Genomic DNA, 26,163 nt, shown 5'->3' with positions numbered 1-26,163 from the left:
ACATGGTATATTATAACATTTAAAAGGAAATCAAAAAAATATTCGGGCTTATTTCCCCCTTAAAGCCCACGCCCATTTTTTATGAATAAGCTAACACTTCGGCCTAGATTACATAGTATGAAGTATTCCCGGTAAAGATGTTTTGCTAGGTATGTAATTCATAATATGTATTGAGGAGGAAATCAAATGGGTGGAAATTGTAACGAATGTTGCGACGGCGGATTCGGTGGTTTCGATAACGGATTTGCTTTGCTGATCGTATTATTCATCTTGTTGATCATCATCGGATGCAGTTGGGGATTCGGCGGATTCGGCGGATGCTGATAATAATGACATAAATCAAAAAGGCGCCTGATCAAGGCGCCTTCTTTGTTATGAATTGACTTTTAGTTTTTGTCTTTGTTTGTTTTTGAGTCTTCATAATGAACCAAATGATTATAAGTGCGATGGGGATAAGCAAGAAATTCGCATATTGTGAAAAGATGGCTCCTGCCTGTTCCCACCTCGGTCCTAACTTATACCCTAGATAAACATAAACGCTTGTAACAGGGAGCATCGCCATATAGGTATATAAAATGAATTTCCAAATACTCATTTTCAACATTCCGCATGGCAGCGAAACGGCGGTACGAATTCCTGGTACAAACCGTCCCAAAAAGGCAATTCCCCCACCATACCTTTCAAAGAATCGGTCAGCCTTATTCAACTGCTCCTCTTTGATCAAAAAGTATTTCCCGAACTTTAATACAAGCGGTCTCCCGCCATACTTGCCTAAAGCATAAAGCGTCAATGGGCCCGTTACCCCACCAATCGAACCGGCAAGGATAGTCAAGTATAAATTCATATCACCTTGATAAACCCAGTATCCAGCCAGTGGCAAGACGATTTCAGCAGGAATGAATTCAAAAGTCAAAGCTAGCAACACACCGAAATAGGATAAAGATTTAAATGCTTCAATCATATCCATTATTAAAGTTTCCATAGACTTTTCCCCTTTTTTAACTTTTATTACATATAAAAGGGGTGCACCCAGATTGATTGATTCTGGGCACCCCTTGATTTCAAAAGAGACATTTTCCATTGTATCACAGGTTCAATCACATTTTCCCAAAATGTTATCCTAAAACAATGTACCTTATGGAGTCCATTTTATGTTATCGGGCTATTCATATTAGATTGAAGATTGTAAAAAATGATCATATAATTTTAAATGGTCCAGAAATGAAAAAAGCTTGAGGACGAATTGACCTCAAGCTTTCGGTAAATTACCAAGGAATAAACCTATGAACTAATGACAAGATTGGCTCACTCTGCTCTCAGATCATAAAAGGCGCAGAGAGCCTGCTCAATCCATCCTCCATTTGTTTTTTCGCATCTTTCATCATGCCATCAAGTAATTCCTTAACAGTGGGTATATCGTCGATCAATCCAGCGACCTGGCCGCTGTTCATGAATCCATTATTAACATCCCCGTTCATCGCACCATTAATATGATGGACTTCAGAGGTCATTTCACGATAATTCACGGGAGACAGTCCCTGTTTTTCCAAATCCAGGACCTTCTCGGTATATGGATCCTTCAATACTCTTCTGACTTGGCCAAGTGTTCTGCCCAAAATTACCGTATCATTGCCCATCGCTTCGATTAGTTTCTGCTTATATGACGGATGGAACGGTGCTTCTTGTGTAGCGATCAGCCTGGTTCCTAATTGGACTCCTGAAGCCCCCAGCATCAATGCAGCCGCCAAACCCTGTCCATTGCCTATTCCGCCAGCGGCCAAAACCGGAAGGGTCACATGCTTGCTGATTTGCGGAATGAGTGTAAAGGTCGTCATTTCCAGGTTCGAATTGATGCCGGCAGCTTCAAACCCTTCTGCGACCAACACATCAGCCCCTGCAGCTTGCGCTTTTTGCGCGTGCTTGACCGACGCAACGATGGCGATCACTTTTACATTCTTTTTTTGTAATAGTGGAATGAAAGGGGCAGGATTTCCTGCAGATAAGGAAACTACAGGTATATCATGCTTCAGGACTAGATTCACTAACTCATCAGTATATGGACTAACGTTTATTGGAATGTTCAACGCAAAATGGTTATTGGTTTTTTCTTTGGTTTCGAGAATGATGGCTTCTACCTGTTCAGGATTCATGGTACCGCACCCTATTGTCCCTAGTCCTCCTGCATTAGACACTGCAGCCGTAAGACTTGCATTGCTTATATTCCCCATGCCGCCTTGTATAATAGGATATTTTATCGCAAAAAGTTCACAAATATATTTCACTTTTATCCCTCCCTGTCAATTTAATGTTATACTATATTCATTAGAAAAACAATTCTGACTTTTTCGAAAAGGAGCGAGACTATGATTATTCCATATAATAATAAAAAACCAGCCATTGATGATACTGTTTTCGTGGCACCTGGCGCTCATTTAATCGGTGATATTTCGATTGGGAAAGACTCTACCATTTGGTTTAATGCCGTACTGCGCGGTGATGAAGATTCAATAACAATAGGAGAAAAATGCAGTATACAAGATAACTCCACCATTCATTTATTTGAAGGGTGCCCAGTTGTCATTGAAGACGAAGTGACGGTTGGTCACAATGTTATCCTGCATGGTTGTAAAATAGGCAAACGATCCATTATTGGAATGGGTTCAACGATATTGGATAATGTAGAGATCGGTGAAGAATGCATCATCGGAGCGAACACATTGATTTCCTCTGGCAAAATCATACCTCCACGTTCACTCGTTATCGGTTCCCCAGGGAAAGTGGTTCGCAGATTGAATAATAAAGACCTTGAATTGATTCAACTTTCTATCGATACATATGTTCAAAAGGGGAAAGACTTCAAAGGTATACTTGATTAATTATTGCAAAAGTCGATAATGTTAATGTGAAAAGAGCTTCTGCAAGTCGTCATTAGCGACTGGCTGAAGCTCTTTTTCACTTAATGATAAGTGGATGATCCTTAGCATCATAGGTTTCGTCTTTCCGGCATAAATCATTATTTTCCTGAAATACGCTTTCAAAGAAACGGCTTGCTGGTTCAGCCAAGACTTGATAATACTGGCTAAATAAAAGAGCAGCATGGTTCCCATTCCACTTTGAAGGCAGAAGTTCCTTTGGCAGTCCTGGATCGATAAATAAAAATTTACGGTATTCATGCACCAAGTTCGTTCGTTCCACAAAACAATCGGCATCGGACATTTCGCCCCTGTTAATGATGCTTTGATGAACGATGAATTGTTTGCTGTATTTCTCGATGAATTCTTCATATTTATTTTCAATCTCTTCCAAATGCCAGCTTTTCTCTACAAGCGATTGGTTTTCTTTCGGACCTTTGTACTCCGAAATGAAAAAATCAACATATTCTTTGATGTCATATTTCTCGATCAAACGATTGATTTGCTTCTCCAAATCATTAGGGGAAATCCAGCAACCACTTGAAAAACTGCCAAACCCGCTCCATAATAATTCTTTACGGAGATCATCCCGTAATTGCCGCTTATCTTCAGGGATCGTGTACATTAAGATACGCCATTTACCGTCCCATTCATTCGGTTTCATCTTATATATGCGATTTGCCGCTTCATCCATTCTCTGCACACCGCGATCAGTCAAAAAGTAATAGCTTTTATTTCCCTGCTTCTCTGACTGAATCCATCCTTGCTTGACCATTCGTGAAACGGCTACACGTACGCCCTGCTCATTATGGCCGAATTCCTTCAATAAACGAATTAAACTGCCTATCCAGATTTTATTTCCATAGTTACGGATATAATCGCCGTATATCGTAAAAATCATGGATTGAGTGTTAGTACCTATCTTTCTCACCTCGCCCTTACATTGTTACTATTTTCACACGGAAGACATAATAATTATTATATCTTTTTAAAAAGAAAGCGCAATGTTATTCACCAGTAAATCGTGCTTTTCTCCGTTCACTAAATGCCAGGAGCGCTTCCAATCTGTCTTGAGTCGGGATGGTCAATTCATAGGCCTTTCCCTCTATGGCCATTCCGGTTTGCAAGTCCGTATTCATTCCTTGGTCAATCGCATATTTGGCTTGTTTAACTGCAATCGGCCCATTTTTCATGATATTGGCTGCCAATTCCTCACAGGCTGACATAAGTTGATCCATTGGCACGACCCTCAAAAGGATCCCTAATTGACATGCCTCTTCTGCAGTCAGCTTTTTAGCGGTGAAGATCAATTCCTTCGCTTTCATTTCCCCAATCAATCTCGGCAGCCGCTGTGTACCGCCTGCCCCAGGAATAATGGCCCAGCTAGTTTCAGTGAGCCCCAAAGAAACACCTTCGGCAGCAATTGCAAAGTCACATGAAAGCAGCCATTCAAATCCTCCTCCCAATGCATATCCATTGACGGCAGCTATCGTTGGCTGTGGAAGCCCTGCAATACTATTAAAAACATCGCGAATCGCTTTAACGTTCCTTCTTACTTCCGCATCATTCAAAGACTTCCTTTCTTTCAAATCCGCGCCCGCGCTGAAGGCCTTTTCCCCTGCACCGGTAAAAATGACGGCACGGATATCGCCGTCATAATAAACTGCATCGATGACATCCTGCAGTTCACAAAGTGTCTCATAGTCGAAGCAGTTCAATACGTCGGGCCGATTCACTGTTACATAGCCGATTTGATTTATCACTTTATATATAACCTTGGACATGAGTCTCTTCCCCCTTTAAAAAATGACCCTTATGCAGATAAAACTAATAAGGGCCGACCACATCTTCAATCTTTTTCAATATTTTCTATAATGGCGGAAATGCCTTGTCCAACGCCTACGCACATCGTCGCAAGACCATAGCGGACATTCCGTTTTTTCATTTCGTGTACGAGCGTCGTTAAAATACGCGCCCCGCTTGCACCGAGCGGATGGCCAAACGCTATTGCCCCGCCGTTGACATTCACTTTCTCATGATCCAATTTCAATTGGCGGATACACTCCAAGGATTGGGAAGCGAATGCTTCATTCAATTCCACTAGCCCGATGTCTTCCATCGTCAAACTTGCCCTCTCCAATGCTTTTTTGGTGGCATGAATCGGGCCAAGGCCCATAATGGACGGTTCTAATCCCGCTACCGCCCCTACCACATATTTGGCCAGAGGTTTCAACCCAAGCTCCCGTGCTTTTTCTGCACTCATCAAAAGTAATGCCGAGGCTCCATCATTTACGCCTGAAGCATTACCGGCCGTTATAGTGCCGTCTTTAAAGATCGGTTTGAGTTTTTCCAACTTTTCGATGGTCGTGTCAGGGCGAGGGTGTTCATCCTTCTCTACAATGACTTCATTCCCTTTACGATCCGTATATCGAACAGGTACGATTTCATTAATGAAACGCTCATTTTCCACTGCTTTTTTCGCTTTTTGCTGGCTTTGATACGCGAATTGATCTTGGTCCTCCCTTGAAACCGAAAAACGCCGGGCGACGTTTTCAGCCGTTTGAGGCATCGAATCCGTGCCATACATTTCTTTCAGTTTCTCATTCGTGAAGCGCCATCCGATCGTTGTATCCTGAAGCTCCATTGACCCCCGCGGAAATTCACTCTCAGGTTTGGCCATGACGTACGGCGCCCTTGTCATGCTTTCGGTACCGCCTGCTATATAAATATCGCCTTCACCTACAGCAATGGAGCGTGCAGCATACATGACGGCATCCAATCCTGATCCACACAAACGATTTATTGTCGTACCAGCCACATTTACCGGAAGACCGGCTAAAAGGGCGGACATCCTGGCCACATCGCGATTATCCTCTCCTGCTTGATTTGCATTCCCGAAGATGACATCTTCAATTTGATCTGGCGGCAGCTCTGGATTGCGATCGGTCAGCGCCTTGATTACAATTGCACCGAGGTCATCCGGGCGAACGCTTTTTAAAGCTCCTTTATATCTTCCGATTGGTGTTCTCACAGCATCAATAATCACAACATCCTTCATTTCTTCACCAGCTCGCCATTTTTTGTATAATCATACACACCTTTACCTGTCTTACGGCCAAGCCTGCCAGCTTTAACATACTGTTCAAGAAGAGGGGCCGGGCGGTATTTCTCACCAAGTTTACTATGTAAATATTTCAAATTATTCAAACGGGCATCCAATCCCACCAAATCACCTAGCTCAAATGGTCCCATTGGGTAATTCAGCCCTAACTTTATTGCCTTATCGATTTCTTCTGGTGTACCTAAACCTTCTTGAAGCATAAAGAACGCTTCATTACCAACCAAACAGCTGATCCTGCTGGTTACAAACCCAGGGAATTCATTAATGACCACGGTTTCTTTCCCCATTTTTCCGGCTACCTCTTTTATTATGGCTGCCGTTTCATCACTGGTTTCAAGACCACGTACAATTTCAACGAGCGGCATCTTTTGTACAGGATTGAAAAAATGCATGGCAATCGTTTTTTCAGGACGCTTTCCATAAGAACCAATTTCTGTCGGGCTCATCGTGGAAGTATTGGTTGCAAAGTAACAGTCTTCTTTTGCATGGACTTCAATCGTTTCGAAGACTGCCCTCTTAATTTCCGCCTTTTCCGGAACTGCCTCTATGATCAAGTCCGCATATGCTGCTGATTCTTTCAAATTGGAAGAATAAGAAAATCTGCTTTTTGCGGCTGTCGCTTCTTCCTGGGTGATTTTTTGGTAGCGTACACCCTTCTCAAAAATTCCATCTATCTCTTTTCTTGCACTTTCCAAAGCATCCTGATTCACATCCACCAGTACTACATTAAAGCCTCCTGTTGCTCCTACATAAGCTATTCCCCTGCCCATGACACCAGATCCGACAATCACTAGATTTCTAATCATTCGTTCATTCCTCCTTCAAAAATAAATAGGGCTGGCTACGATGAATCAGATCAGCATTCATCCATTCCTGAATTACTTTTCCGACATACCGATCAGCCAGCCACCTATTTTATGTTTTATTGAATTCCAAAGGGATTTAAGGGACGGCTTCCATGATAGGAAATGATGCTTTTCGTTTCTGTATAAAGATCAAGTGTCTCAATACAAAGTTCCCGGCCGAATCCTGATTGTTTATACCCTCCGAAAGGTGTTCCAGGAAATGCTGAGAATGGGCAATTCACCATGACGATTCCCGCTTCTATTTGATTGGCCACTCTAGTCGCACGCCCGCCATCTTTTGTCCAAAGGGCCGAACCCAATCCGAATTCCGTATCATTTGCGAGTCTCACGGCTTCTTTTTCATCTTTGAATTTCATTATGACAACGACCGGCCCGAATATTTCCTCTTTCACTACATCCATTTCATGATTGACATTCGCTATGACTGTTGGCTCATACCAATAACCGTTTTCGAATCCTTCAATGACAGCTGGCTTTCCTCCTGTCAGGATTTTCGCTCCGTCGGTAATGGCAGATTGTACATAATTGTCGATGACATCCAATTGCCCTTGATCTATGACTGCACCGACGTGTGTTTCTTTGTCCAGCGGATTGCCCAATTTCAATTTTTTCGTTTTTTCCACGAATCTGGCAACGAATTCGTCGTATATGTCTTCGTGTACATATAAACGGGATCTAGCTTCGCAAGATTGTCCAGTATTGTAGAATATGCCATATAATGATCCATCGATGGCAGCTTCAAGGTCCGCATCTTCAAAGACAATATTAGGGGACTTCCCGCCAAGCTCCAATGTCACCCTTTTTAATGTCTGTGAAGCTTTGCCCATGAGATCCCTGCCGATTGGCGTAGAACCCGTAAAGGCAACTTTATTCACTTTCGGATGCTCGACAAGGTAATTCCCTACGTCCGATCCTGGGCCTGGAATGATATTGACCACACCGGAAGGAACACCAGCTTCTAAACAGATTTCCCCTAATACAATTGCCGTCAATGGCGTTAACGAAGCAGGCTTAACGATGACCGAACAGCCAACTGCAATTGCAGGTGCAATTTTCCACGCTGCCATCATCATTGGGTAATTCCAAGGGATGATTTGAGCACAAACACCTACTGGCTCTTTTTCCGTATAGTTATGGAATTGACCAGGTACATTATTGACAGATCCGCGGTGTGCAACCAATGCGCCTGCATAAAACTCGAAATCTTCAATTGCCTGCATGACTTGGCCTTGTGCTGCAGAAATGGATTTGCCGCTGTTCAGAACTTCCAATTCAACCAATTCATTAAAGCGTGAACGCATGATTGCTGCAATTTTGTTCAATACACGAGAACGTTTATTAATCGGAGTCCTCTTCCATTTCCCATTATCAAATGCTTCACGTGCAGCTTGAACAGCTTTTTCTGCATCTTCCCTTGTTGCCTTTGCAACCTTGGCAATGATTTCACCAGTTGCAGGATTGTACGCATCAATCGTGGAACCATCAGAGCTTTCCACTCTTTCTCCATTAATGATCAGATGATAATAATCACGCTTCATTTCCGCTTTTTCGAATGCCGCCTCTTGAACTCTTACCATGTAATCCCACTCCCTTTTCTATATTACTTGCCTATGAATTGAGCCTTCCTTTTTTCAATGAATGCTGCCACACCTTCTGCATAATCCTTCGTTAAGCCAGCAATCCGCTGACCCTCCGCTTCTTCTTTTAAGTATTCTTCCAATGAAAGGTGATAGGACGCCTCTAAGTATCTTTTAATTAACCCGATTGCTTTCGTTGGCTTGTTCGCGATATTCTCTGCAAAGGCTTTCAATTGATCGTTCCATTCTTCCACAGCGATCACTTTTGTAGCGAGCCCGATACTTTTCGCCTCGCTAGCCGGAACCTTTTCCCCCAATAAAGATAATTCCAAGGCTTTCGCATGGCCAACGATCCGCGAAAGGTAATACAGATTCCCCGAATCAGGTATCAATCCGATATTGACAAAAGCATTTACAAAACTGGCTTTTTCAGAAACAAGCCGGAAATCGCATGCCAGTGCTAGGCTGAAGCCAGCCCCTGCAGCCACTCCATTGACTGCGGCAATGATCGGTTTTTCACAGTTTGCTATTTGCTCCATCATCGGACCGTAGGCTTCGCGCAGCACCTGGCCTAAATTCATGCCTTCATCAACATCCGATAAATCTTGTCCTGAACAAAAGGCCCTGCCTTCCCCTGTAATGATAATGGCCCGCACTTCATCCGACCCCGCAGATACTTTGATCGCTTTCTGTATTTCCTTATTCATTTGGGACGTAAAGGCATTAAGTTTATCAGGACGGTTCAAAGTAAGCCAAGCCACTCCATTTTCAATCCCATATTTGATCGTTTCGTACATAGAGCACCCCTTATCCGCCTGTAAATTTCGGCTCCCTTTTTTCAACAAATGCTTTCATTCCTTCTTTTTGGTCCTCTGATGCAAAAAGAATATAGAAGTTCTTCCGTTCAAATTGCATGCCCTCATTTAAGGGATAATCAACTGCCTTATTGACGGATTCTTTGATCAGCCTTACTGCTAACGGGGGTTGCTTTGCTATCTTTCTAGCAAAATCAACCGTTTCTTCCATTAACAATTCAGGTGCCACGATCTTATTAATGAAACCATATTGCAGGGCTGTCTTTGCCTTTATCCTTTCAGCCGTCAACATCCATTCAAGTGCCTTCGTCTTGCCCACCAATTTCGTCAACCTTTGTGTTCCCCCTGCACCAGGCATGACTCCTAGTGTCACTTCCGGAAAGGAAAACTGGGTATCGCTGGCGGCAATCAGGAAATCGCAGGATAATGCAAGTTCAAAACCACCGCCGAATACAAAACTTTTCACCGCACCAATTACAGGCTTCTTGACTAGGCTTATCCGGTCCCAATCAGCAAATTGGTTCGTTAACTCCATACTGATTGGACTGTCGTTCACCATCTCGTCGATATCAGCTCCAGCGGAAAATGCTTTCCCATTGCCCGATAGCAAAATCACCTTCACTTGTGGATCCCGGTCGAATTCTTCCATGGTTGAAACTATTTCCCTGACCATTTTCCTGTTAAGGGCATTCAGTTGTTTCGGCCGATTTAAAGAGATATAACCAATGCCTTCCGTGATTGACGTTTCAATGAATTGAAGCGCATTCATTTTATTTCTTCACCGATCATCATCGTTACAAGTTTCCCTGCAAAGCCCATTAGGTCCTTCCCTGATGCTTTTCCTTCCGGAGAACGCATTCCTTGCTGCAATGCTTCGTGGTCTTCATAATACATTTCACAAAGAATGTAATACTCGGAGTCTTTGCCCATTGGGGTCCCTACAATTTTGGTGACCTCCATTTTTTGGAGACCTGGAATTTTTTCCGTTATCGGACCATGTACATTGAAATAGTGCTCATCGAATTCTTCCTTATTTTCAGGTTGTTTGTATAGGGCGATTAACTTTACCATTTTATAGAACCTCCATTGTTTTAAATTATTTTTATCATCGGTTTCATCGCTTCGAACGGATTTTTGCATGCTTTACAATATAAAATGCTGCGGCAGGCCGTTGGACCGAAGATATTTTCCATCGTGACATATGTCGATTCACAATATGGGCAATCCACATGCCATGATCCATCACTTTTCATTTGTCGAGGAGGAGGGGAGATTCCGAAAACCTTCAATCCAGCTTTCCCTTTTTCCGTAATTCGATCGGATGTCCACGAAGGGGAACGTAAAAATTCCACATTTACATTACTTACGGCAGGCAGCTGTCGAATGGCTGTTTCCACATTCTTTTGGATGATCGACAATGCCGGGCACCCAAGAAAAGTTGGCAGCATTTTTACCGAAACATTCTGGCCCGTAACCGTCACGTTTTCAACCATCCCCAAATCCAGGATACTTACTGTATCGATTTCGGGATCTTTAACGTCTTCCAGGAGCTTATAAATTTCTTCTATGTTTAACTGTATGGTCGACATGGTACCCCTCCCCTTTTCATTGATTCACCATGAAGCTGCTTTATCGGTTGCGTACACTTCACTTAACGTTTCTAGCGCCTTTTCCAAATCTTCCGTATGCTGGCCATTACGGCCATCACCTCTTGCCATGCCTATTTCAATAGTTGTTGCTAAGCCTACACTTTCAAAAATCGGGGTGATAGCCTCTATCCACTTTTTCTGTAAGTCAGCTTCGCCTTCTATCAAGCCAAGCTCCACCATTTCCTCTCCATATTGCCCAAGTGAAAATACGCCGGCAAATTCCGGCATTGTTTTCCCAATTGCCGCTTTCATCCTAGAAACCGCTTCCACGTGGCCTGATCCCAGCAATTGGACGAACCAGGTTTTCCAGTGCATTAAATGATAGTAAAGTTCCATCTGTACCTTTTGTGCCACTTCAGCAAGCGGTTCATATGAACATGAATGAAGGGATCGAACCTTAATCGCTTTGGCTTGGGTATAAAAATAATTCCGCACTACCGCAAACGCCCAATCATATTCCGGGTCTTTCATATAGTAACCAGGACCATTGACCAATTCGAGAATGATCGCATTGCGCCGTTCCTTTGCGGGACGGTCATGAGCCAGTTTATCTGCATCGCCTTCACCGAGTTCATCCAGCAATTTATAATATATGGCTGCATGCCCCATCGTGTCTTGAGATATCGAAGCGGATGCAACATCTTCTTCGATATGCGGTGCGAGTCCAAGCCATTCTGCACCACGGTATGAATGGATGAAGTCATCATCCGCCAGTTGAAGCAGCAATTCCTTGATTGCGATGTCCTTCAATGATTCATTCCTCATTTTTTACACCTCCAGCCCAAGACATTATCTCTTTTTCATCGAGCATTCCCTGCTCATACTTCCGCCATTTTTTCTTTAAATACCCGTACCCTTTTGTGGTCCTGTAATCTTTATTATCGATACGTTGAAGCGTCTTCTTTTCCTCGGCCGTCATTTTCCGTATATTCCGTCTTTTCACGACCCAGATATCATCAACCGCTTCACGTCTCATGAAGTTTTCTTGTGCCATCATGATGGCGATATCCTCATTTGGGGCCAGCAGGCTGAAGTGGTATTGAACGGGTGATGATTGCGTTTTACGGCTGAATACTTCAAATTCTTCAAAGTAATTTTCTTGTCTAGTTTCCATATCGTCCTTCCCCCCTCCATTAGATGACCTTTGGCGCCAACGCCTCACGTACCCATTTATTATTTTCATAAGAAATTCTTCGAAGGCTTAAGCGATCCTGCGAACGGGGGCCTTCATTCCTTGCGAGCACCTTCAATTTCCCCCAATCGGGCTGTTTGTAAATCCAGGTTTCAGATGCTTTATCAAACCTAAGCGTTTCATCAGGAATGCTAAAACCGAGTGAAAGGATCCGTTTCACATATTTAGAAAAAAAGGCTTGTCGAAGCTCTTCATTCGTACTGGTTCTGATTCTGTACTTAATCGTTATATCCTGTTTGGATGTGCCCACTTCATTCTTGCTGGGAGGTCCAAAGAAAAGTAATAAAGATTCCCACCAATAATCGATGGAGTCTTGAACCAATTTCCTTTGTTCTTCCGTCCCTTCAGCCAAAGCCATGATGATCGCTTCACCATGTTGGGCGTGAAAAACTTCTTCCGCGCAAATCCTTTGTAATGCCCGGGCATAAGGTCCGTATGAGGCGCCAAGCATGTTCGTCTGGGAAATGATGGCTGCACCATCAACCAGCCAGCCAATCAATCCAGCATCGCCCCAGGATTTGGCTTCCATATGGAAAACATTATGAAACTTTAAATCTCCTTTAAACAAATCTTGCATTAGGTCATCCCGTTTTTTTCCGTACGGCTTTAGCAAATCCTCGGCGACCCGAAGCAATAATTGCCCATGCCCCATTTCATCCTGCACCTTTGCCATGATTCCAAGTTTTCTATTTAAGGTCGGGGCTTTGGGCACCCATTCCTTTTCTGGAAGCGCCCCCATGATTTCACTGATTCCATGCATCGATATTAACTTGATTAAAGTGCCCCGGTATTCATCCGGCATCCAATCATCAGCTTCTATCTTTTCTCCTGCTTCGATTCTGGCAATGAATTGATTTAGCTTTTCTTCTCCTGCCATATCATTTAAAAGAACGTTCATCCAAATCACCTCTTTTTATAATATAACGTTTATATAACGTTATTATATTTTATTGTTATATTCAATGCAAGACTATTCTGTCTTTTTTCATAATAAAAGGAAATTATCAGTGCATTTCAAAATCTTTTAATCCACTAAAACTTTAAAGGGCGAAGTTTCCACTTTAATTGAATCTGTTGGGCAGCCTTTCATTGCATCATCCAGATCATCAAATAACTCTTCCCCGACCTCTGCAGTTCCTTCATTTTCATCCAGGATGACAAACGCCAGCCCCTCATCATTGTAATCAAAAATTTCCGGGGCAGCAGCACCGCATGCACCGCAGGCAATGCAAGTTTCTTGATCAACAACTGTATATTTAGCCAAGATTCCCTCCTCCTTCCCTATTTCGTGATTGGTCCTTATCTCCGCTTCCAATAAGGGATAAACCCATGGTCAACCACGAATGCATCCGCTTTATGTATCGCGTTTTCGCACCACTTGTTCGAGTTCTTTCGCTTCCCGTATTTCAATTGGTACATGTGCAGTCATATACTGAACGTCAGAATCATGTTCATGAGCGTGGAATTTATAAACTAATGACTTCATCCTTCCGCTTATCAACGACACGAATGGCTTTTCCTTCTGAACGGGGTATGCTTTTTGGAATGTTGACAACAACATCCATCGTAACAAGACATGTGGATTTCAAATGATGCTGTATCGTTTTCCTTAATATCTCTACATTCCCATGCGATAAGTCTTCTTCAATCTCCCTATAGAAACCGCTTTCAATTTCAATATGCAGTTCAACACCGTCCATTTTCCCCTTCTTAACGAGATGAATCTGATAATGAGGAACAATTCCATCCATTTGGAATAATACACGCTCAATTTCAGAAGGAAATACATTCACTCCCCTGACTATGATCATATCATCCGTTCTGCCTTTAACACGTGACATTCTAGTTGTGGTCCGCCCGCATTTACACGGTTCATGGGTAATTGAGGCGATATCTCCCGTCCGATAACGAATGATTGGCAGCGCTTCCTTTGTAAGGCTGGTAAAGACAAGTTCCCCATCTTCGCCGTCCTCCACTGGTTCGAGCGTGTCCGGGTTAATGACCTCGACAAGAAAATGGTCTTCTGCGATATGCAGTCCATCCTGTGCTTCATGACATTCTATCGCAACGCCGGGCCCCATGATTTCACTTAGTCCGTAAATATCGATGGCTTTCAAATTCAGTTTTCTCTCAAGTGTTGCCCTCATCTCCTCTGACCATGGCTCAGCTCCGAAAATCCCATAATCAAGCCCATTATCTGCAGGATCAATTCCCATCTCTTCCATCTTTTCTGCAATATTCAAAATATAAGTAGGGGTTCCACAAATGCCGCGAGGTTTAAAGTCATTGATGATCGTAATCTGCCGATCGGTATTTCCCCCTGAAATGGGCACTGTCGCAACTCCTAGCTTTTCTGCACCACAATGCAAACCAAGGCCCCCGGTAAACAGACCATATCCATATGCGTTATGGAAAATATCTGACTTGCGACCCCCTGCTGCTACAATTCCACGTGCGACGATTGTTGCCCAATTTTCCAAATCATTTTTCGTATACCCGACAATTGTAGGCTTTCCGCTTGTTCCGGATGAACCATGAATGCGTGTGACATCCTCCATCGGAACGGCGAATAAACCGAATGGATACTGATCACGTAGAGTCTGTTTTTTTGTAAAGGGAAGCTTTATCACATCGTTTAGGGTTTGTATATTTTCTGGTTCCAGGCCCATCTCCCTGAATTTCTCTCTGTAATAAGGTACATTTTCATATACATGGCCTATCGTTTTTTTTAGGCGAGCCAATTGTAAACTTTCCATTTCAGCACGCGAAGCCGTTTCAATTTCCGGATTGTACATTGTTTCAGTCCCCCTTAATTTTACTATTGTCCCACCCGATATGCATAACGGTAATAAAACGGAGATTAAGTTATTGTTATGATTCATTTCAAGATTAATACGTCATTTCTACGTTGTCAATAATGTTTTTTAATTCAAAAAAATGACCGAACAAACAAAAATATTAATTTACTAAATTTTCAGACTATGTTAATTTTAACAGTGATATATCATTTTATCAAACACTCGTTTTAAAAACGTACTACACTAAAAAGGGGGCTTACTATGGAATCACCAGCTAAAACTGAACATTCACCATCAGGACATGACAGCGGAAATAAGTATCGTCAATTAATTGAAACAGAAGAATTCAAGTATTTGCTTCAAAAGAAAAAAGCTTTCATCGTACCTGTCACTCTCTTCTTTCTTGCTTTTTATTTTGTTCTGCCTATTCTAGCTGCTTATAGCGAAGTATTGAAAGGTGAAGCTTTTTTCAATATTACTTGGGCATGGGTATATGCACTTCTCCAATTTGCCGTCGTATGGGCAGGAGGAATTGTCTATATCAAAAAAGCGGCGAAGTACGACAAGCTGGCTAAAAATATCTTGAAAAAATATGAGAAGGAGCTTGGCGAATGAGCATTTTATCCCTCACACTTTTTTTAGGCATCATATTGTTAACGCTTACAATAACCTATTACTCTTCTAAGAAAACGAAAAATGCCAGTGATTTTTATACTGCCGGCGGCGGATTGACAGCATGGCAAAATGGATTGGCCGTAGCAGGCGACTTTATGTCAGCCGCTTCTTTCCTGGGAATTACAGGTGCAATCGCACTGATTGGTTTCGATGGCTTTTATATGAGCATCGGGAACCTTGTTGCCTTTCTTGTCTTATTGTACCTTGTGTCGGAGCCACTTCGCAATCTAGGTAAGTTTACGCTGGCAGACATGATTTCAGCACGCTTCAAATCAAAAAAAGTGCGAGGAATAGCTGCCGCCAATACACTTGTCATTTCAATCTTTTACATGATTGCACAACTTGTTGGTGCAGGGGGATTAATTAAACTGCTGCTCGGCATCGATTATTGGCTATCCGTCCTACTTGTGGGTGTGCTGATGACGATTTATGTAATTTTCGGCGGGATGAGAGCGACAAGCTGGGTGCAGATCACCAAGGCGGTTCTCTTACTAGGCGGTTCCGCTGTGCTGACGTTCATCGTATTTTCCCGTTTTAATTTCAACATATCAGAGATGTTCCATCATGTCCAAACTGCAACACCACTCGGAAAGGAATTTTTGAATCCTGGAAATAAATACACCGATGGACTCGACATGATTTCATTTAATATGTCACTTGTCCTTGGAGCAGCAGGCCTTCCGCATTTACTCGTCCGCTTCTTTACAGTAAAGGACGCAGCTACTGCAAGGAAATCCGTCGTATATTCCACATGGTTTATAGGGATATTTTTCATCATGACGATTTTCCTTGGTTTCGGTGCTGCATCTTTCGTCGGTTTTGAGCGGATCGTCGCAGCAAACTCGGCTGGAAACATGGCCGCTCCCCTTCTTGCATTAACCATGGGCGGTGAGTTTTTATTCGCATTCGTTTCTGCTGTGGCATTTGCCACGATTTTAGCGGTTGTATCCGGTCTTGTTTTAACATCAGCATCCGCTTTTGCACATGATATATACGGTGAAATCATCAAGGAAGGAAAGATTACGGAAAAACAGCAAATACTCGTCGCCCGAATGGCTTCTGTCGGTGTAGCTGTCATTTCGATTTTACTTGCTTTATTTGCACAATCAATGAATGTCGCTTTTCTTTCAGTCCTTGCGCTTGGAATTGCTGCAAGTGCCAATTTACCGATCATCCTTTGCACAATTTATTGGAAACGCTTCAACGCAACCGGAGCGATCACAGGAATGTTATTCGGGTTACTCAGTTCCATCATACTGGTCATGCTCAGTCCCAATGTATGGAATCCGGAACCTGGGATGGGTATTTTCACAGGCAATCCCCTCTTCACGATGAGCAACCCGACCATTTTCACCGTACCGCTTGGCTTTATTGGAGCCTACTTAGGTACAATCTTGTCAAAGGCAAAAGATGAGGAAAACAGTTTTCCTGAAGTACTGTTCAAATCCAATACCGGATATGGGATAAGTTCAGCAAAAGACCATTAAAAAAAGGGGGATTTCCATGACCACACATTTAGATCAGAATGTTCATGAATTGCATTATGACCAAATCAAACAAGTACTGGTTGAAGAACCATACGCTTCTTTTCTAGGGATGAGATTGACGAAACTCGGTCCCGGCACAGCGGAAGCAGAATTGATTCCTAGTGACCACATGCTCAATGCACATGGAACGGTTCATGGTGCCATTATCTTTTCACTTGCTGATTATGTGTTCGCAGCAGCCAGCAATTCATATGGCAAAATAGCGGTTGGCGTTTCAAATAACATCAACTTCTTATCAGCTGGCAAACGGGGGGAGACTTTAACCGCTAGAGCGAAAGAGATTAAGAAAAACCATAAACTGGCATGGTATAAAATAGACGTGTTAAATGAAAGGGAATTGATCGCAACCATGGAAGCGATGGTGTTCAGGAAAAATCAATATTTCGTCGACCACGTTGAATAAGTAACGTTTGAAACCGGACAAACAATCCACTTGTCCGGTTTCTTTTCGCCTTGATTTGCCCATGATGCATACGCACTGCTGATGAAAAGAAGGGATTCCCGATTCGGAATCCCTCCCTTATAATGAATTCAATTGCCCAGAACCTTATTTGAAAACCCTTCTCCCTAGTTATTGACTGCACTACCGGAATCCATCACTTTTAACCACTCCCTACGCTCCCTTCACTTATTAAATCAATCTGATATACTATTTTCCCATTATTAATGGTACCCGTGATTAGGCAAGAAAAGGTAGGGCCCATATAAACGCTTTGCTTATGTTTTGTGAACACGCTTCAAAAATATTATGTATGGCAGGATCTTTCAGTTCATAAGGGCATGGTGAGTGGTCGGAAGAAATCATATCGAATTTCTCTTCTAAATCAACCTGATTGAATAATAAATAATGCGGACACGTCTCAACGTAAAAGGGTGAAATCATCCGCTCGTTCAAACTCCTCATTTCCCGTCGCTGAGAGAAAAGCTTTAAACCCAATGACTCCGGATTTGGCGAGATCCACTAAATCATCGATATTTCCCGGGATCATTCCTCTCCATAATCCAAAGTCTATAACCGACTTCATCTCACCGAGCTTGCCCTTTTCAAGGAGAGCCTTTCGAATGACTGTTGAAGGAATTCCATACAATGGCATATCGAAATATGTGGTGCAGCCTCTCGCCGCCATCATCTGCGATCCAGTTTCAAAGCCTTCCCAATGAGCGCAGCCAGGTTCGCTGAAGATGCACAAGGACATCAATTACTCAAAGAGATCCTTGTGATGCTACCACTTTCTCCGTTTTTCCTACATACACATCAAGCGCAGCCTGCAAAGCCTCTCCCCGATTAACTTGGAACCCCTGGCGCAAAAGGACAGCTTCCAAGGAGGCCAATACAAACAGGATGTTTTCTTTCCTGCAACTGAACCCCATGGTTCCGATCCTCCAAATTTTCCCGTGAAGCGGACCAAACGAGGAAGCGATTTCGATACCAAATTCATTCAACAGCATGGCTCTAACAGTTTCACCATCGATTCCTTTTGGAATTCCGATGCAAGTTACACATGGAAGTTTGTTTTTCCCATCCCCGAATAACGTAAGTCCCATTGCCTTGATCCCTTCAACGAGAGCAGATTCGTGGAGTTCATGGCGGGCAAAGCGCGTTTCCAGACCTTCTTCGAGTACAAGGCACAACCCTTCACGTAACGCATAAATCATGGAAGTAGCTTCTGTATGGTGATTCAAACGGCGCGGCCCCCAATAATCCTGCAGCATGCTTAAATCGAAATAATTACTGGCGATTGGCCGGCGGACCGAAACCTTTTGGTTGTCTTCAGCCGTCGCAATACCACGTTCCACCTTTTTGCGGGACTGGATGATTTCTTCTATTCGCTCATTATACGTAATCGGTGCCATACCCGAAGGAACGGATAAGCATTTTTGTGTCCCGCCTATCAATCCATCAATACACCATTCATCCACCTTTACATCGGTGCCCCCGATGGAGGCAACCGCATCCACCACAAGCAGGACTCCCAATTCACGGCAAGCCAACCCGATTTCCTTCAAAGGCTGCATACAACCAGTGGAAGTTTCCCCATGGACGATTGCTGTTATTTTAGGGGAGACCTTCTTGATTTCCGCGATGACGGCTTCCGGTTCGAACACCTCCCCCCAAGGACATTCCATCGTATGGACTTCAGCTCCGTATCGCTCACAAATTTCCACCAACAAATGACCGAACCTGCCGAATATAGGAACCAGAACCTTATCTCCTGGCTCAATGATGCTACATAGAATCGCTTCATTCCCCGATCTTGAGGTACCATCTATCGGGAATGCCCATATATTTTTTGTTTGAAAAACCAAACGCAGCATTTCCATCACTTCATTCATGATAGTAGTGAATGCAGGATCGAATTGCCCTAATATTGGTGTGCTCATCGCCCTTAAGACACGCGGGTCCACTTCGACCGGCCCTGGTGTCATGATCGTTCTCATCGGTGCATTCAATTCTGAATATGCCATTTTAACCAACTCCTTTAATAGGCTAATTTATATAGTATTTCACTTAAAACGTCGATTCCCTTTTCCATATCCGCAACACTAGTAAATTCCTTAGGCGAATGGCTAAGCCCCCCTTACTTGCAACGAACAGCAGCAAGTCGGACAAGGCGATTCATTTCCCGATCCATCGCAACAGGTTTAACATCCATTCTGCCAAGTGTCGCCCCCCCCATCCTTGACCGGGTCTATATGAGAACCGGCCAGAATGATTCCACCGGAGGAATCCGTTCCCTCAAACCTGCCAAACAAGTTGCCTACACTATCAAAATATGTAATAAGGTTTTCTTTTTCCATCTCAGCTTTCATTGCTTGCTGAGCGCTCATCCATTCCTTGGAATATAATAACCGGGTCACCCCATTACTCTCTGTTGCCCTCGAAGGATGCTAACCATTTTTTCATCGAACGCAACATCATCCTTTTCATCTATGAATTTTTCGTTTGATTGCCCATCACATCGCTTCCCTTCTCAATATCCATTCACGTTATTAATATTCACGAAATTTATATCATCTAATATTTTACTTGCTTTCGCATTTAACTTCATTGACAATTCTGTTAGTATTTCGGTGTTTTTTTGTGCAAAATAACCAATGGAAGCAAACCAATAATGTGTAAAATATACAGATTTCTATGATCAAAAGAAGTGGTACTTATTGTTATAGTTAGCACCTTATCATATTTTTGATAAATTAAGATGCTAATTCTACTTATGCCGTCCGATTTAACTTCTGATGGTCTGCGAACCTAAAAAGATGAAGACTATTCTTATTACTTCTAATTCACATATGTTTACTTAGCTTCTTCTTTTTATAAGGCTCTTTTCATAAAGATTGTTGTTTTTAAAACGAAACGATTTAAGGTTGATTGGAGCGCAAGTGCAAGACTCCTGTGGGAGCAGCGGGACAGGTGAGACCCCACAGGCGTTTACGCCGAGGAGGCTCACCGCCCGCCCCGCGGAAAGCGAGCATCTGGAGGGGAAATCAACCACACCGCATTACTTGGTAAATAGCAACAAAGTATGCGAAAACAGCCTTTTATAAAGAATTAAACCAAAATGGGGAACAAGTAATTTTGATCACTTGTTCCCCATTTTATCGAATAATACGGGATACCCTAACAATAAATAGAAAAAGACAATTAGTTTTTTCTGCGCTAAGCTTTATGAATTTAATAACATTGCATCCTGGTTGGTATGGATGCCTTAGAAATTTTACTTATTGTTACAACTTATTTTTCTTCGCCTCAATGCGTCGTCGATGCAGGATAGGCTCAGTATAACCACTTGGTTGGTTATAGCCTTGAAACACTAGGTCGCATGCCGCTTGAAAAGCCACTGAGTTGTCGTAATTTTCCGCGATACATTGATATGATGAATCTCCAGTGTTTTGTTCATCCACTACTTTAGCCATTCGTTGTAAAGTCTCCAAAACCTGTCCTTTCGTACAAATTCCGTGGTGAAGCCAGTTAGCCATATGCTGACTCGAAATTCTTAGTGTGGCACGGTCTTCCATCAATCCTACATTGTTGATATCCGGTACTTTGGAACAACCAATTCCTTGATCTATCCAACGTACAACATAACCGAGGATACCTTGAGCATTGTTATCTAACTCTTGCTGAATTTCTTCCGGACTCCATTCGAGGTTTTGAGCCACTGGGATTTCTAAAATATCATCACGTAAATTTACTGGATTCTTTTTCAACTCATCTTGTACCTTTTTTACATCCACTTGATGATAATGAAGAGCATGCAATGTCGCTGCAGTTGGAGAAGGCACCCATGCTGTATTCGCCCCTGCTTTCAGATGGCCAATCTTTTGCGTTAGCATTTCCGCCATCATATCAGGTATTGCCCACATTCCTTTACCAATTTGAGCACGACCTTGAAAACCGGTTGCTAAACCTACATTGACATTCGATTTTTCATAACCTTGTAGCCATTTTGATCCTTTCATGTAATTCTTGAGGATCATGGGTCCGGCTTCCATAGAAGTATGAATTTCGTCTCCAGTTCGATCTAAGAACCCGGTATTAATAAATGCCACTCTTTCTTTAACTTGGCGGATACAAGCTTTCAAGTTTAATGAAGTTCGACGTTCTTCGTCCATAACACCAATTTTCAGTGTATTTCGCTGTAGACCTAGCATGTCTTCCACACGATCAAAGAGTTCATTGGCAAAAGCCACCTCTTCGGATCCATGCATTTTGGGCTTAACGATATAGACTGATCCTTTAGAGGAATTATAATATTTACCATTACCTAACAGGGAATGTTTGGCAAGTAAACTAGTCATGACTGTATCCATAATCCCTTCAGGAATCTCCTCACCATTAGCATCTAGGACTGCGTTTGTGGTCATTAAGTGTCCCACGTTACGGACAAACATAAGTGAACGACCAGGCAAAGAGAATTCTTCTCCATCTGGTGCTCTGTATAAACGATCCGGGTTCATTGTACGTGTCATCATTTTATTATCCTTTTTGAAAGTTACAGTCAGATCACCCCTCATAAGACCTAACCAATTTCGATATACCAGGACTTTATCATCAGCATCCACTGCCGCAACAGAATCCTCACAATCCATAATGGTCGTAAGAGTAGATTCCATTAGAATATCCTTAACGCCTGCTTTATCTATTTTACCGATCATGTGACTTCGATCAATCTGAATTTCAAAATGCAAACCATTATTTCTCAATAATATAGCCGATGGCTTTTCGTATTCACCTTGATTGCCAACTAGCTTAGATTCCTCTACTAAACTCGTAATTTCTCCATTTCTGAGTGTAACAGCTAATTTCCCATCTACTACTGCATATTTCACAGCGTCTTTATGTGAATAATCCTTTAAAGGAGTTACTTGATCAAGAAAATCCTTTGCAAATGAAATGACTTCTCCCCCGCGTACTTCATTGTAGCTCCCTTCTCGGTAGGCTCCTCCTTTTTCGCTAATAACATCTGTTCCATATAGAGCATCATAAAGGCTTCCCCACCTTGCATTTGAAGCGTTAATAGCATAACGGGCATTATCAACCGGGACAACTAGCTGCGGCCCAGCTTGGAAGGCTATTTCATCATCCACCCCTTCTGTCGTAATATGAAAGTCTTCTCCTTCAGGTTCGAGATAGCCAATTTCTTGTAAAAATGATTTATATTCAGCAAAGTCAATCTCTTTATTTTCTCTATGCCATGTATTGATTTTGGTTTGAATTTCATCACGACGAGCTAACAATTTTTTGTTTTTTGGAGACAATTCATGTACCAATTTTTCAAAATCAACCCAAAATTGTTCCTGATTCAGTTTGCTTCCAGGTATCCCATCTTTATTGATAAATTCAAAAAGTACCGGGGCCACTTGAAGATTACCTATTTTTACATATTCCCCCATGGTGTATTCCTCCTTTAAAAATTAGTTTGACTCCCGGCATACGCCGAGAGGAATTTTCTTAAACTAGGTGATCTCTACTACCTTTGAACGGGTTCAATACTTCATTTGCTATCGATTAATCAAGTTCTCAATTTATTGTTTTCTTATAATCAATTTCAAGTTTATCGTTAGAAAGTTGACCATTGACTTCAACAGATCCAAAGTAGTCAATTTTATATGAACTCCTTTTTTCTCCAAATGTTGTTGCTCATTTTTCCATTTCCAGGTAGATATATCGATTACTGCCTGACTTCCAACTTATTTGTCAACTTATTCCAATCAATAAGTTTTTCCAAAAAAATCGATATAATGACACCCATAATGAGACCATTTGTAATGAAAGGCTGCAAGAGGACAGGAATACTGCCGAATGATGCTGGCGGGATATTCATAATGCTAACTCCAACTAGGACTGGACCCGCTAAACGGAGTATCGTTTCAGAGTTGAATAACGTTCCTTTTAAGCTGTTTAATGCGGTCCCAAACAATTGAAGGTATGCGACAAACAAAACAGCGTTACCTATTGTTAGTGGTATTGTTCCTAAGAACCTCCCTAATGGCGGAATAACTCCAAGGAGAATAAACAAGAATCCGCTTATCATAAATGGCTCTCGTTTAAATAACTTGGTACTTTGTAAAAACCCTATTGTAGATGTAAATGGAGTAAAAGGGACCAAGCCAAAAATCGAAGAGATAAACGCAAAAATACCTGTTACAAAAATAGATCTCCTGTATTGACTATGTTCCACCTTTTCCTTGTAAACATCTGCAACAGCTTGAATAGAAGCGAAAGAATTCGTTAAATTCAGAAGGACCGCAAAAAAGGAGACAAGAATAATACCAATATCCAAGTTTGGAGTTCCAAGGGGAAAGAAAGTGAATGCCATACCTGAAGAGCTAGCCGTCGGAATATCTGAAGGGAAAATAATTCGATATAATGACCATCCTACGATAATTCCGATTAAGATTGAGAAATTGCCTAGTATTTTCCCTCCTTTAATCCTTAAAAAGCCAACGAAGATGACAATCAAGATTGAAAACAAACTGACGGGGAGATCAATTGTTCCACTTTCGGTTATTTTAAACATACCTTTGAAGAAAATAAAGATGAGCTGAAAGGTTAGTAAAAATATATAAACACTTATCACCATCGGCTTAATTACTTTCTGTATGATATAAATCAGGTTAAATGCCGCAAGCAGTACGGTTACAGCTCCCGCCAGCAGAATACCTGTTGCAATTCCCCCTCCTACGGTTGCAAAATCCAATCCGAGTGCAGATGCAGAGATGCCCATATTTATCATCAGACCCCACATTAGCCCCGAATGGCTGTCCAATAATGGATAACGATGCCCAATCCAGGCCTGCAGAATAGAGGCTATTCCTGTAAAGATAAAGGAGCATCTTATCGTCATTTCAATTGTTTCTGAAGGAAGCTGGAATGCTGCTCCTACAGAAATTGGTACGACAACCGTATTGGCAAAAATAAAAAAAAGCCACTGTAAAGAGGACAATAATGTTACAGTAACTCCTTGCTGTGTCATCTTAATCATCACCATTTCCTTTATAAAATCAGTTTGCGAGTTTTTAAGGAAGCCAATTCTTAAAAGTATTGATTTCCTGTAAAAATTACAAATCATCTCTTCTACATAAATAAAAATATAAGCGAAGCGCTGTCTTGATTACAATCGCTTCGCCTTAATCACTTTTTTTGTTTTTTGAAAGAAGAAACTTAAATTATATTGTAATTGTTTAATAATCTTAGCCTTTTTCTAATATCTTGTTATATCCATTGGCAATGTCCCTGCAGCAAAGCCTACAAACATGAATCGACTGTTTCCTGTATTACGCATTCCATGAATTTGATTAGGCTTGGCCAATACTACCATTCCTTTTCTGATCGTAATCTCATTCTCTAAATCAGGAAAGTATGTTCCTTCCCCCTCAATGCAAACCCAAATATCATCAACATTCGAATGAGAATGTAAATATACTTCCTGCTCAGGTTCAAGACACCAAACTGCCCCAACAGTTTTATCCGTTTCATAGAAATAATTTTTTTGTGGTGCATTGGAATCGAATTTTGCTATTTTATCGATTTCAAAAACTCTTTCCTCTATTATCGACTCTTTGTTCAAAATTACATTCTGGTCCATATCTCAGCACCTCTTTTATATTTAATGGGTTTGAATTACACTTACCAGATCTCCCTGTAATACAGATTCTGCCCGCATTAAATCTCTTGAAGTTGTCATCTACGCATTTCTTCTAAATGATGTGACCTTTTACAAGGATGCATCACGATTACAATCTTTAGAGTAAACATATGTTAAATTTTCTCTGCCTACCGCATAGGCTGCTTGATGTACATATGGTCCCATAAAAATGTAATCTCCTTTCTTTACAGGAACCCACTGATTATCGAGGTTATACATCCCTTCTCCCGAGAGTAAGTAGGCGCCATGTTCTTGCACATGTGTTTCGATGAACGGATGAGATGCAGCAGGATCAAAGGAAAGAATATGAAAATTCATATCAAAATCTATATCAGCAGGCAAAAGATCCTTAAGATGGACATTATGCATATCATCATAAATCCTGAATTCAATGTTGTTCGCATGGTTTGAATGAACCCATGGCCTCCGTCCTTCAAGTGGACGATACTTTTGCTTATATAGGAATAGTTTAGAATCTCCATCCGATTGGTTTTCTAAATACATCTTTGTTCCTGGCGGACAGTATAAATAACCGCTTTCATCGAGGACAAACTCTTGTTCACCTGCAGCAGCTTTTATTTTCCCTTCAATAACATAGACAAATGTCTCAACATCCTCTTGTCCACCAAACCCCTCGCTGTTCTTTCCTTCCTTTTGCATTGTCACAATGTAATCGACAAAGCTTGCTCCAAGCTTTGGAGAACCCAAAATGGAAATGATACAATTCTCAAATCCTGGAACAACATTATTGACCAATCCTTCAGGTGCAATTAAAGCATATTTACCGTGCTCAATTATTGATCTGCTTGCTAATAAATCTTTAGGATAACCCATATTTTAAACTCTCCTTTTAATCGTATT

Annotated in this window: 27 protein-coding genes and 1 pseudogene; 5 read left to right on the top strand and 23 right to left on the bottom strand. The window is 41.9% G+C overall.

Annotation, left to right across the window (positions count from 1 at the left end):
• Positions 1 to 186 precede the first annotated feature (186 nt).
• Entirely contained in the window at positions 187 to 324 is a 138-nt protein-coding gene (locus tag ACFRAK_RS07940; RefSeq protein WP_387596637.1) for a YjcZ family sporulation protein, read from the top strand.
• A gap of 31 nt (positions 325 to 355) precedes the next feature.
• On the opposite strand, the gene ACFRAK_RS07935 is transcribed toward ACFRAK_RS07940, so the two are convergent.
• Both ACFRAK_RS07935 and ACFRAK_RS07930 read right to left on the bottom strand, forming a co-directional pair.
• A complete protein-coding gene (locus ACFRAK_RS07935) occupies positions 356 to 982 on the bottom strand; it encodes a DedA family protein (RefSeq protein WP_387596640.1) in 627 nt (208 codons plus the stop codon).
• Between the two features lie 334 nt (positions 983 to 1,316).
• A complete protein-coding gene (locus tag ACFRAK_RS07930; RefSeq protein ID WP_387596643.1) occupies positions 1,317 to 2,282 on the bottom strand; it encodes an NAD(P)H-dependent flavin oxidoreductase in 966 nt (321 codons plus the stop codon).
• 81 nt (positions 2,283 to 2,363) lie between these two features.
• Here ACFRAK_RS07930 and ACFRAK_RS07925 point away from each other — a divergent pair, with 81 nt between their 5' ends.
• Positions 2,364 to 2,876, top strand: a complete 513-nt coding sequence (locus ACFRAK_RS07925; protein WP_387596646.1) for a gamma carbonic anhydrase family protein — start codon at positions 2,364 to 2,366, stop codon at positions 2,874 to 2,876.
• A 76-nt stretch (positions 2,877 to 2,952) separates the two neighbouring features.
• Here ACFRAK_RS07925 and paaX read toward each other — a convergent pair whose 3' ends face one another.
• The 14 genes from paaX to ACFRAK_RS07855 form a co-directional block, all read right to left on the bottom strand.
• A complete protein-coding gene (gene paaX / locus ACFRAK_RS07920; RefSeq protein WP_142244574.1) occupies positions 2,953 to 3,834 on the bottom strand; it encodes a phenylacetic acid degradation operon negative regulatory protein PaaX in 882 nt (293 codons plus the stop codon).
• Between the two features lie 85 nt (positions 3,835 to 3,919).
• Positions 3,920 to 4,696: an enoyl-CoA hydratase-related protein gene (locus ACFRAK_RS07915; protein ID WP_387705760.1), complete on the bottom strand. Its 777-nt coding sequence runs from the start codon at positions 4,694 to 4,696 to the stop codon at positions 3,920 to 3,922.
• Positions 4,697 to 4,761: 65 nt separating this feature from the next.
• Positions 4,762 to 5,970: an acetyl-CoA C-acyltransferase gene (locus ACFRAK_RS07910; RefSeq protein WP_387596652.1), complete on the bottom strand. Its 1,209-nt coding sequence runs from the start codon at positions 5,968 to 5,970 to the stop codon at positions 4,762 to 4,764.
• A complete protein-coding gene (locus tag ACFRAK_RS07905) occupies positions 5,967 to 6,839 on the bottom strand; it encodes a 3-hydroxyacyl-CoA dehydrogenase (RefSeq protein ID WP_387596655.1) in 873 nt (290 codons plus the stop codon). Before ACFRAK_RS07905 ends, ACFRAK_RS07910 begins: the two co-directional genes overlap by 4 nt.
• Positions 6,840 to 6,955: 116 nt before the next feature.
• Positions 6,956 to 8,476 carry an aldehyde dehydrogenase family protein gene (locus ACFRAK_RS07900; protein ID WP_230302805.1) on the bottom strand — a complete coding sequence of 507 codons (1,521 nt, stop codon included), beginning with the start codon at positions 8,474 to 8,476 and terminating at the stop codon, positions 6,956 to 6,958.
• Positions 8,477 to 8,499: 23 nt separating this feature from the next.
• Complete coding sequence (locus ACFRAK_RS07895) at positions 8,500 to 9,273, bottom strand: enoyl-CoA hydratase-related protein (protein ID WP_387596658.1); 774 nt, start codon at positions 9,271 to 9,273, stop codon at positions 8,500 to 8,502.
• A gap of 10 nt (positions 9,274 to 9,283) precedes the next feature.
• Positions 9,284 to 10,060, bottom strand: coding sequence for an enoyl-CoA hydratase/isomerase family protein (locus ACFRAK_RS07890; protein WP_394571546.1), 777 nt, complete (start codon positions 10,058 to 10,060; stop codon positions 9,284 to 9,286).
• On the bottom strand, positions 10,057 to 10,362 hold the full coding sequence (locus ACFRAK_RS07885) for an EthD family reductase (RefSeq protein ID WP_230302802.1): 306 nt from the start codon (positions 10,360 to 10,362) through the stop codon (positions 10,057 to 10,059). Before ACFRAK_RS07885 ends, ACFRAK_RS07890 begins: the two co-directional genes overlap by 4 nt.
• 20 nt (positions 10,363 to 10,382) lie before the next feature.
• Positions 10,383 to 10,880: a 1,2-phenylacetyl-CoA epoxidase subunit PaaD gene (gene paaD / locus ACFRAK_RS07880; RefSeq protein WP_387596665.1), complete on the bottom strand. Its 498-nt coding sequence runs from the start codon at positions 10,878 to 10,880 to the stop codon at positions 10,383 to 10,385.
• Positions 10,881 to 10,904: 24 nt separating this feature from the next.
• The gene (gene paaC / locus ACFRAK_RS07875; RefSeq protein WP_387596668.1) at positions 10,905 to 11,705 is read right to left on the bottom strand and encodes a 1,2-phenylacetyl-CoA epoxidase subunit PaaC; all 801 of its coding nucleotides are present in this window, start codon (positions 11,703 to 11,705) and stop codon (positions 10,905 to 10,907) included.
• Positions 11,695 to 12,054, bottom strand: coding sequence for a 1,2-phenylacetyl-CoA epoxidase subunit PaaB (paaB, locus tag ACFRAK_RS07870; protein ID WP_260284463.1), 360 nt, complete (start codon positions 12,052 to 12,054; stop codon positions 11,695 to 11,697). The genes paaC and paaB overlap by 11 nt, the downstream gene beginning before the upstream one ends.
• 19 nt (positions 12,055 to 12,073) lie before the next feature.
• Positions 12,074 to 13,030 (bottom strand): 1,2-phenylacetyl-CoA epoxidase subunit PaaA, encoded by a 957-nt coding sequence (gene paaA, locus ACFRAK_RS07865; RefSeq protein ID WP_192203534.1) that lies wholly within the window; start codon positions 13,028 to 13,030, stop codon positions 12,074 to 12,076.
• 126 nt (positions 13,031 to 13,156) lie between these two features.
• Positions 13,157 to 13,396: a ferredoxin gene (locus ACFRAK_RS07860; protein ID WP_394571544.1), complete on the bottom strand. Its 240-nt coding sequence runs from the start codon at positions 13,394 to 13,396 to the stop codon at positions 13,157 to 13,159.
• Positions 13,397 to 13,598: 202 nt separating this feature from the next.
• Positions 13,599 to 14,927: a phenylacetate--CoA ligase family protein gene (locus ACFRAK_RS07855; RefSeq protein WP_387596676.1), complete on the bottom strand. Its 1,329-nt coding sequence runs from the start codon at positions 14,925 to 14,927 to the stop codon at positions 13,599 to 13,601.
• Positions 14,928 to 15,191: 264 nt separating this feature from the next.
• Between ACFRAK_RS07855 and ACFRAK_RS07850 the strand changes: the two genes are divergently transcribed.
• Genes ACFRAK_RS07850 through ACFRAK_RS07840 form a run of 3 tightly spaced genes read left to right on the top strand, consistent with a single transcriptional unit; the run spans position 15,192 to position 17,555 of the window.
• Positions 15,192 to 15,545 carry a DUF485 domain-containing protein gene (locus ACFRAK_RS07850; protein ID WP_394571543.1) on the top strand — a complete coding sequence of 118 codons (354 nt, stop codon included), beginning with the start codon at positions 15,192 to 15,194 and terminating at the stop codon, positions 15,543 to 15,545.
• Complete coding sequence (locus ACFRAK_RS07845; RefSeq protein WP_342615203.1) at positions 15,542 to 17,092, top strand: solute symporter family protein; 1,551 nt, start codon at positions 15,542 to 15,544, stop codon at positions 17,090 to 17,092. The genes ACFRAK_RS07850 and ACFRAK_RS07845 overlap by 4 nt, the downstream gene beginning before the upstream one ends.
• A gap of 16 nt (positions 17,093 to 17,108) precedes the next feature.
• Entirely contained in the window at positions 17,109 to 17,555 is a 447-nt protein-coding gene (locus ACFRAK_RS07840) for a PaaI family thioesterase (RefSeq protein WP_387596682.1), read from the top strand.
• Between the two features lie 460 nt (positions 17,556 to 18,015).
• On the opposite strand, the pseudogene ACFRAK_RS07835 reads toward ACFRAK_RS07840, so the two are convergent.
• The 7 genes and pseudogenes from ACFRAK_RS07835 to allE form a co-directional block, all read right to left on the bottom strand.
• Positions 18,016 to 18,333: pseudogene (locus ACFRAK_RS07835) on the bottom strand (allantoinase); the annotation flags it as partial.
• A gap of 22 nt (positions 18,334 to 18,355) precedes the next feature.
• Entirely contained in the window at positions 18,356 to 19,618 is a 1,263-nt protein-coding gene (locus ACFRAK_RS07830) for a pyridoxal-phosphate-dependent aminotransferase family protein (protein WP_394571541.1), read from the bottom strand.
• Between the two features lie 177 nt (positions 19,619 to 19,795).
• Entirely contained in the window at positions 19,796 to 20,011 is a 216-nt protein-coding gene (locus tag ACFRAK_RS07825; RefSeq protein ID WP_394571540.1) for a hypothetical protein, read from the bottom strand.
• Positions 20,012 to 20,878: 867 nt separating this feature from the next.
• The gene (locus ACFRAK_RS07820; protein ID WP_394571539.1) at positions 20,879 to 23,047 is read right to left on the bottom strand and encodes a malate synthase G; all 2,169 of its coding nucleotides are present in this window, start codon (positions 23,045 to 23,047) and stop codon (positions 20,879 to 20,881) included.
• 278 nt (positions 23,048 to 23,325) lie between these two features.
• Entirely contained in the window at positions 23,326 to 24,630 is a 1,305-nt protein-coding gene (locus tag ACFRAK_RS07815) for a uracil/xanthine transporter (RefSeq protein WP_394571537.1), read from the bottom strand.
• Positions 24,631 to 24,858: 228 nt separating this feature from the next.
• On the bottom strand, positions 24,859 to 25,242 hold the full coding sequence (locus ACFRAK_RS07810; protein ID WP_394571536.1) for a cupin domain-containing protein: 384 nt from the start codon (positions 25,240 to 25,242) through the stop codon (positions 24,859 to 24,861).
• A 129-nt stretch (positions 25,243 to 25,371) separates the two neighbouring features.
• Positions 25,372 to 26,136, bottom strand: a complete 765-nt coding sequence (gene allE, locus ACFRAK_RS07805) for a (S)-ureidoglycine aminohydrolase (protein WP_260284451.1) — start codon at positions 26,134 to 26,136, stop codon at positions 25,372 to 25,374.
• Positions 26,137 to 26,163: the final 27 nt, after the last annotated feature.

Source organism: Peribacillus sp. NPDC056705, from assembly GCF_043656335.1.
Note: the sequence above shows the minus strand (reverse complement) of the source record. Positions and strands in the feature narration are given on the sequence as shown.

Excerpts from the sequence above, each read along its gene's own strand:
- ACFRAK_RS07940 (WP_387596637.1), top strand. The coding sequence starts at position 187 with ATGGGTGGAAATTGTAACGAATGTTGCGACGGCGGATTCGGTGGTTTC.
- ACFRAK_RS07935 (WP_387596640.1), bottom strand. The coding sequence starts at position 982 with ATGGAAACTTTAATAATGGATATGATTGAAGCATTTAAATCTTTATCC.
- ACFRAK_RS07925 (WP_387596646.1), top strand. The coding sequence starts at position 2,364 with ATGATTATTCCATATAATAATAAAAAACCAGCCATTGATGATACTGTT.
- ACFRAK_RS07915 (WP_387705760.1), bottom strand. The coding sequence starts at position 4,696 with ATGTCCAAGGTTATATATAAAGTGATAAATCAAATCGGCTATGTAACA.
- ACFRAK_RS07910 (WP_387596652.1), bottom strand. The coding sequence starts at position 5,970 with ATGAAGGATGTTGTGATTATTGATGCTGTGAGAACACCAATCGGAAGA.
- ACFRAK_RS07905 (WP_387596655.1), bottom strand. The coding sequence starts at position 6,839 with ATGATTAGAAATCTAGTGATTGTCGGATCTGGTGTCATGGGCAGGGGA.
- ACFRAK_RS07900 (WP_230302805.1), bottom strand. The coding sequence starts at position 8,476 with ATGGTAAGAGTTCAAGAGGCGGCATTCGAAAAAGCGGAAATGAAGCGT.
- ACFRAK_RS07895 (WP_387596658.1), bottom strand. The coding sequence starts at position 9,273 with ATGTACGAAACGATCAAATATGGGATTGAAAATGGAGTGGCTTGGCTT.
- ACFRAK_RS07890 (WP_394571546.1), bottom strand. The coding sequence starts at position 10,060 with ATGAATGCGCTTCAATTCATTGAAACGTCAATCACGGAAGGCATTGGT.
- ACFRAK_RS07885 (WP_230302802.1), bottom strand. The coding sequence starts at position 10,362 with ATGGTAAAGTTAATCGCCCTATACAAACAACCTGAAAATAAGGAAGAA.
- paaD (WP_387596665.1), bottom strand. The coding sequence starts at position 10,880 with ATGTCGACCATACAGTTAAACATAGAAGAAATTTATAAGCTCCTGGAA.
- paaC (WP_387596668.1), bottom strand. The coding sequence starts at position 11,705 with ATGAGGAATGAATCATTGAAGGACATCGCAATCAAGGAATTGCTGCTT.
- paaB (WP_260284463.1), bottom strand. The coding sequence starts at position 12,054 with ATGGAAACTAGACAAGAAAATTACTTTGAAGAATTTGAAGTATTCAGC.
- paaA (WP_192203534.1), bottom strand. The coding sequence starts at position 13,030 with ATGAACGTTCTTTTAAATGATATGGCAGGAGAAGAAAAGCTAAATCAA.
- ACFRAK_RS07855 (WP_387596676.1), bottom strand. The coding sequence starts at position 14,927 with ATGTACAATCCGGAAATTGAAACGGCTTCGCGTGCTGAAATGGAAAGT.
- ACFRAK_RS07850 (WP_394571543.1), top strand. The coding sequence starts at position 15,192 with ATGGAATCACCAGCTAAAACTGAACATTCACCATCAGGACATGACAGC.
- ACFRAK_RS07845 (WP_342615203.1), top strand. The coding sequence starts at position 15,542 with ATGAGCATTTTATCCCTCACACTTTTTTTAGGCATCATATTGTTAACG.
- ACFRAK_RS07840 (WP_387596682.1), top strand. The coding sequence starts at position 17,109 with ATGACCACACATTTAGATCAGAATGTTCATGAATTGCATTATGACCAA.
- ACFRAK_RS07830 (WP_394571541.1), bottom strand. The coding sequence starts at position 19,618 with ATGGCATATTCAGAATTGAATGCACCGATGAGAACGATCATGACACCA.
- ACFRAK_RS07820 (WP_394571539.1), bottom strand. The coding sequence starts at position 23,047 with ATGGGGGAATATGTAAAAATAGGTAATCTTCAAGTGGCCCCGGTACTT.
- ACFRAK_RS07815 (WP_394571537.1), bottom strand. The coding sequence starts at position 24,630 with ATGACACAGCAAGGAGTTACTGTAACATTATTGTCCTCTTTACAGTGG.
- ACFRAK_RS07810 (WP_394571536.1), bottom strand. The coding sequence starts at position 25,242 with ATGGACCAGAATGTAATTTTGAACAAAGAGTCGATAATAGAGGAAAGA.
- allE (WP_260284451.1), bottom strand. The coding sequence starts at position 26,136 with ATGGGTTATCCTAAAGATTTATTAGCAAGCAGATCAATAATTGAGCAC.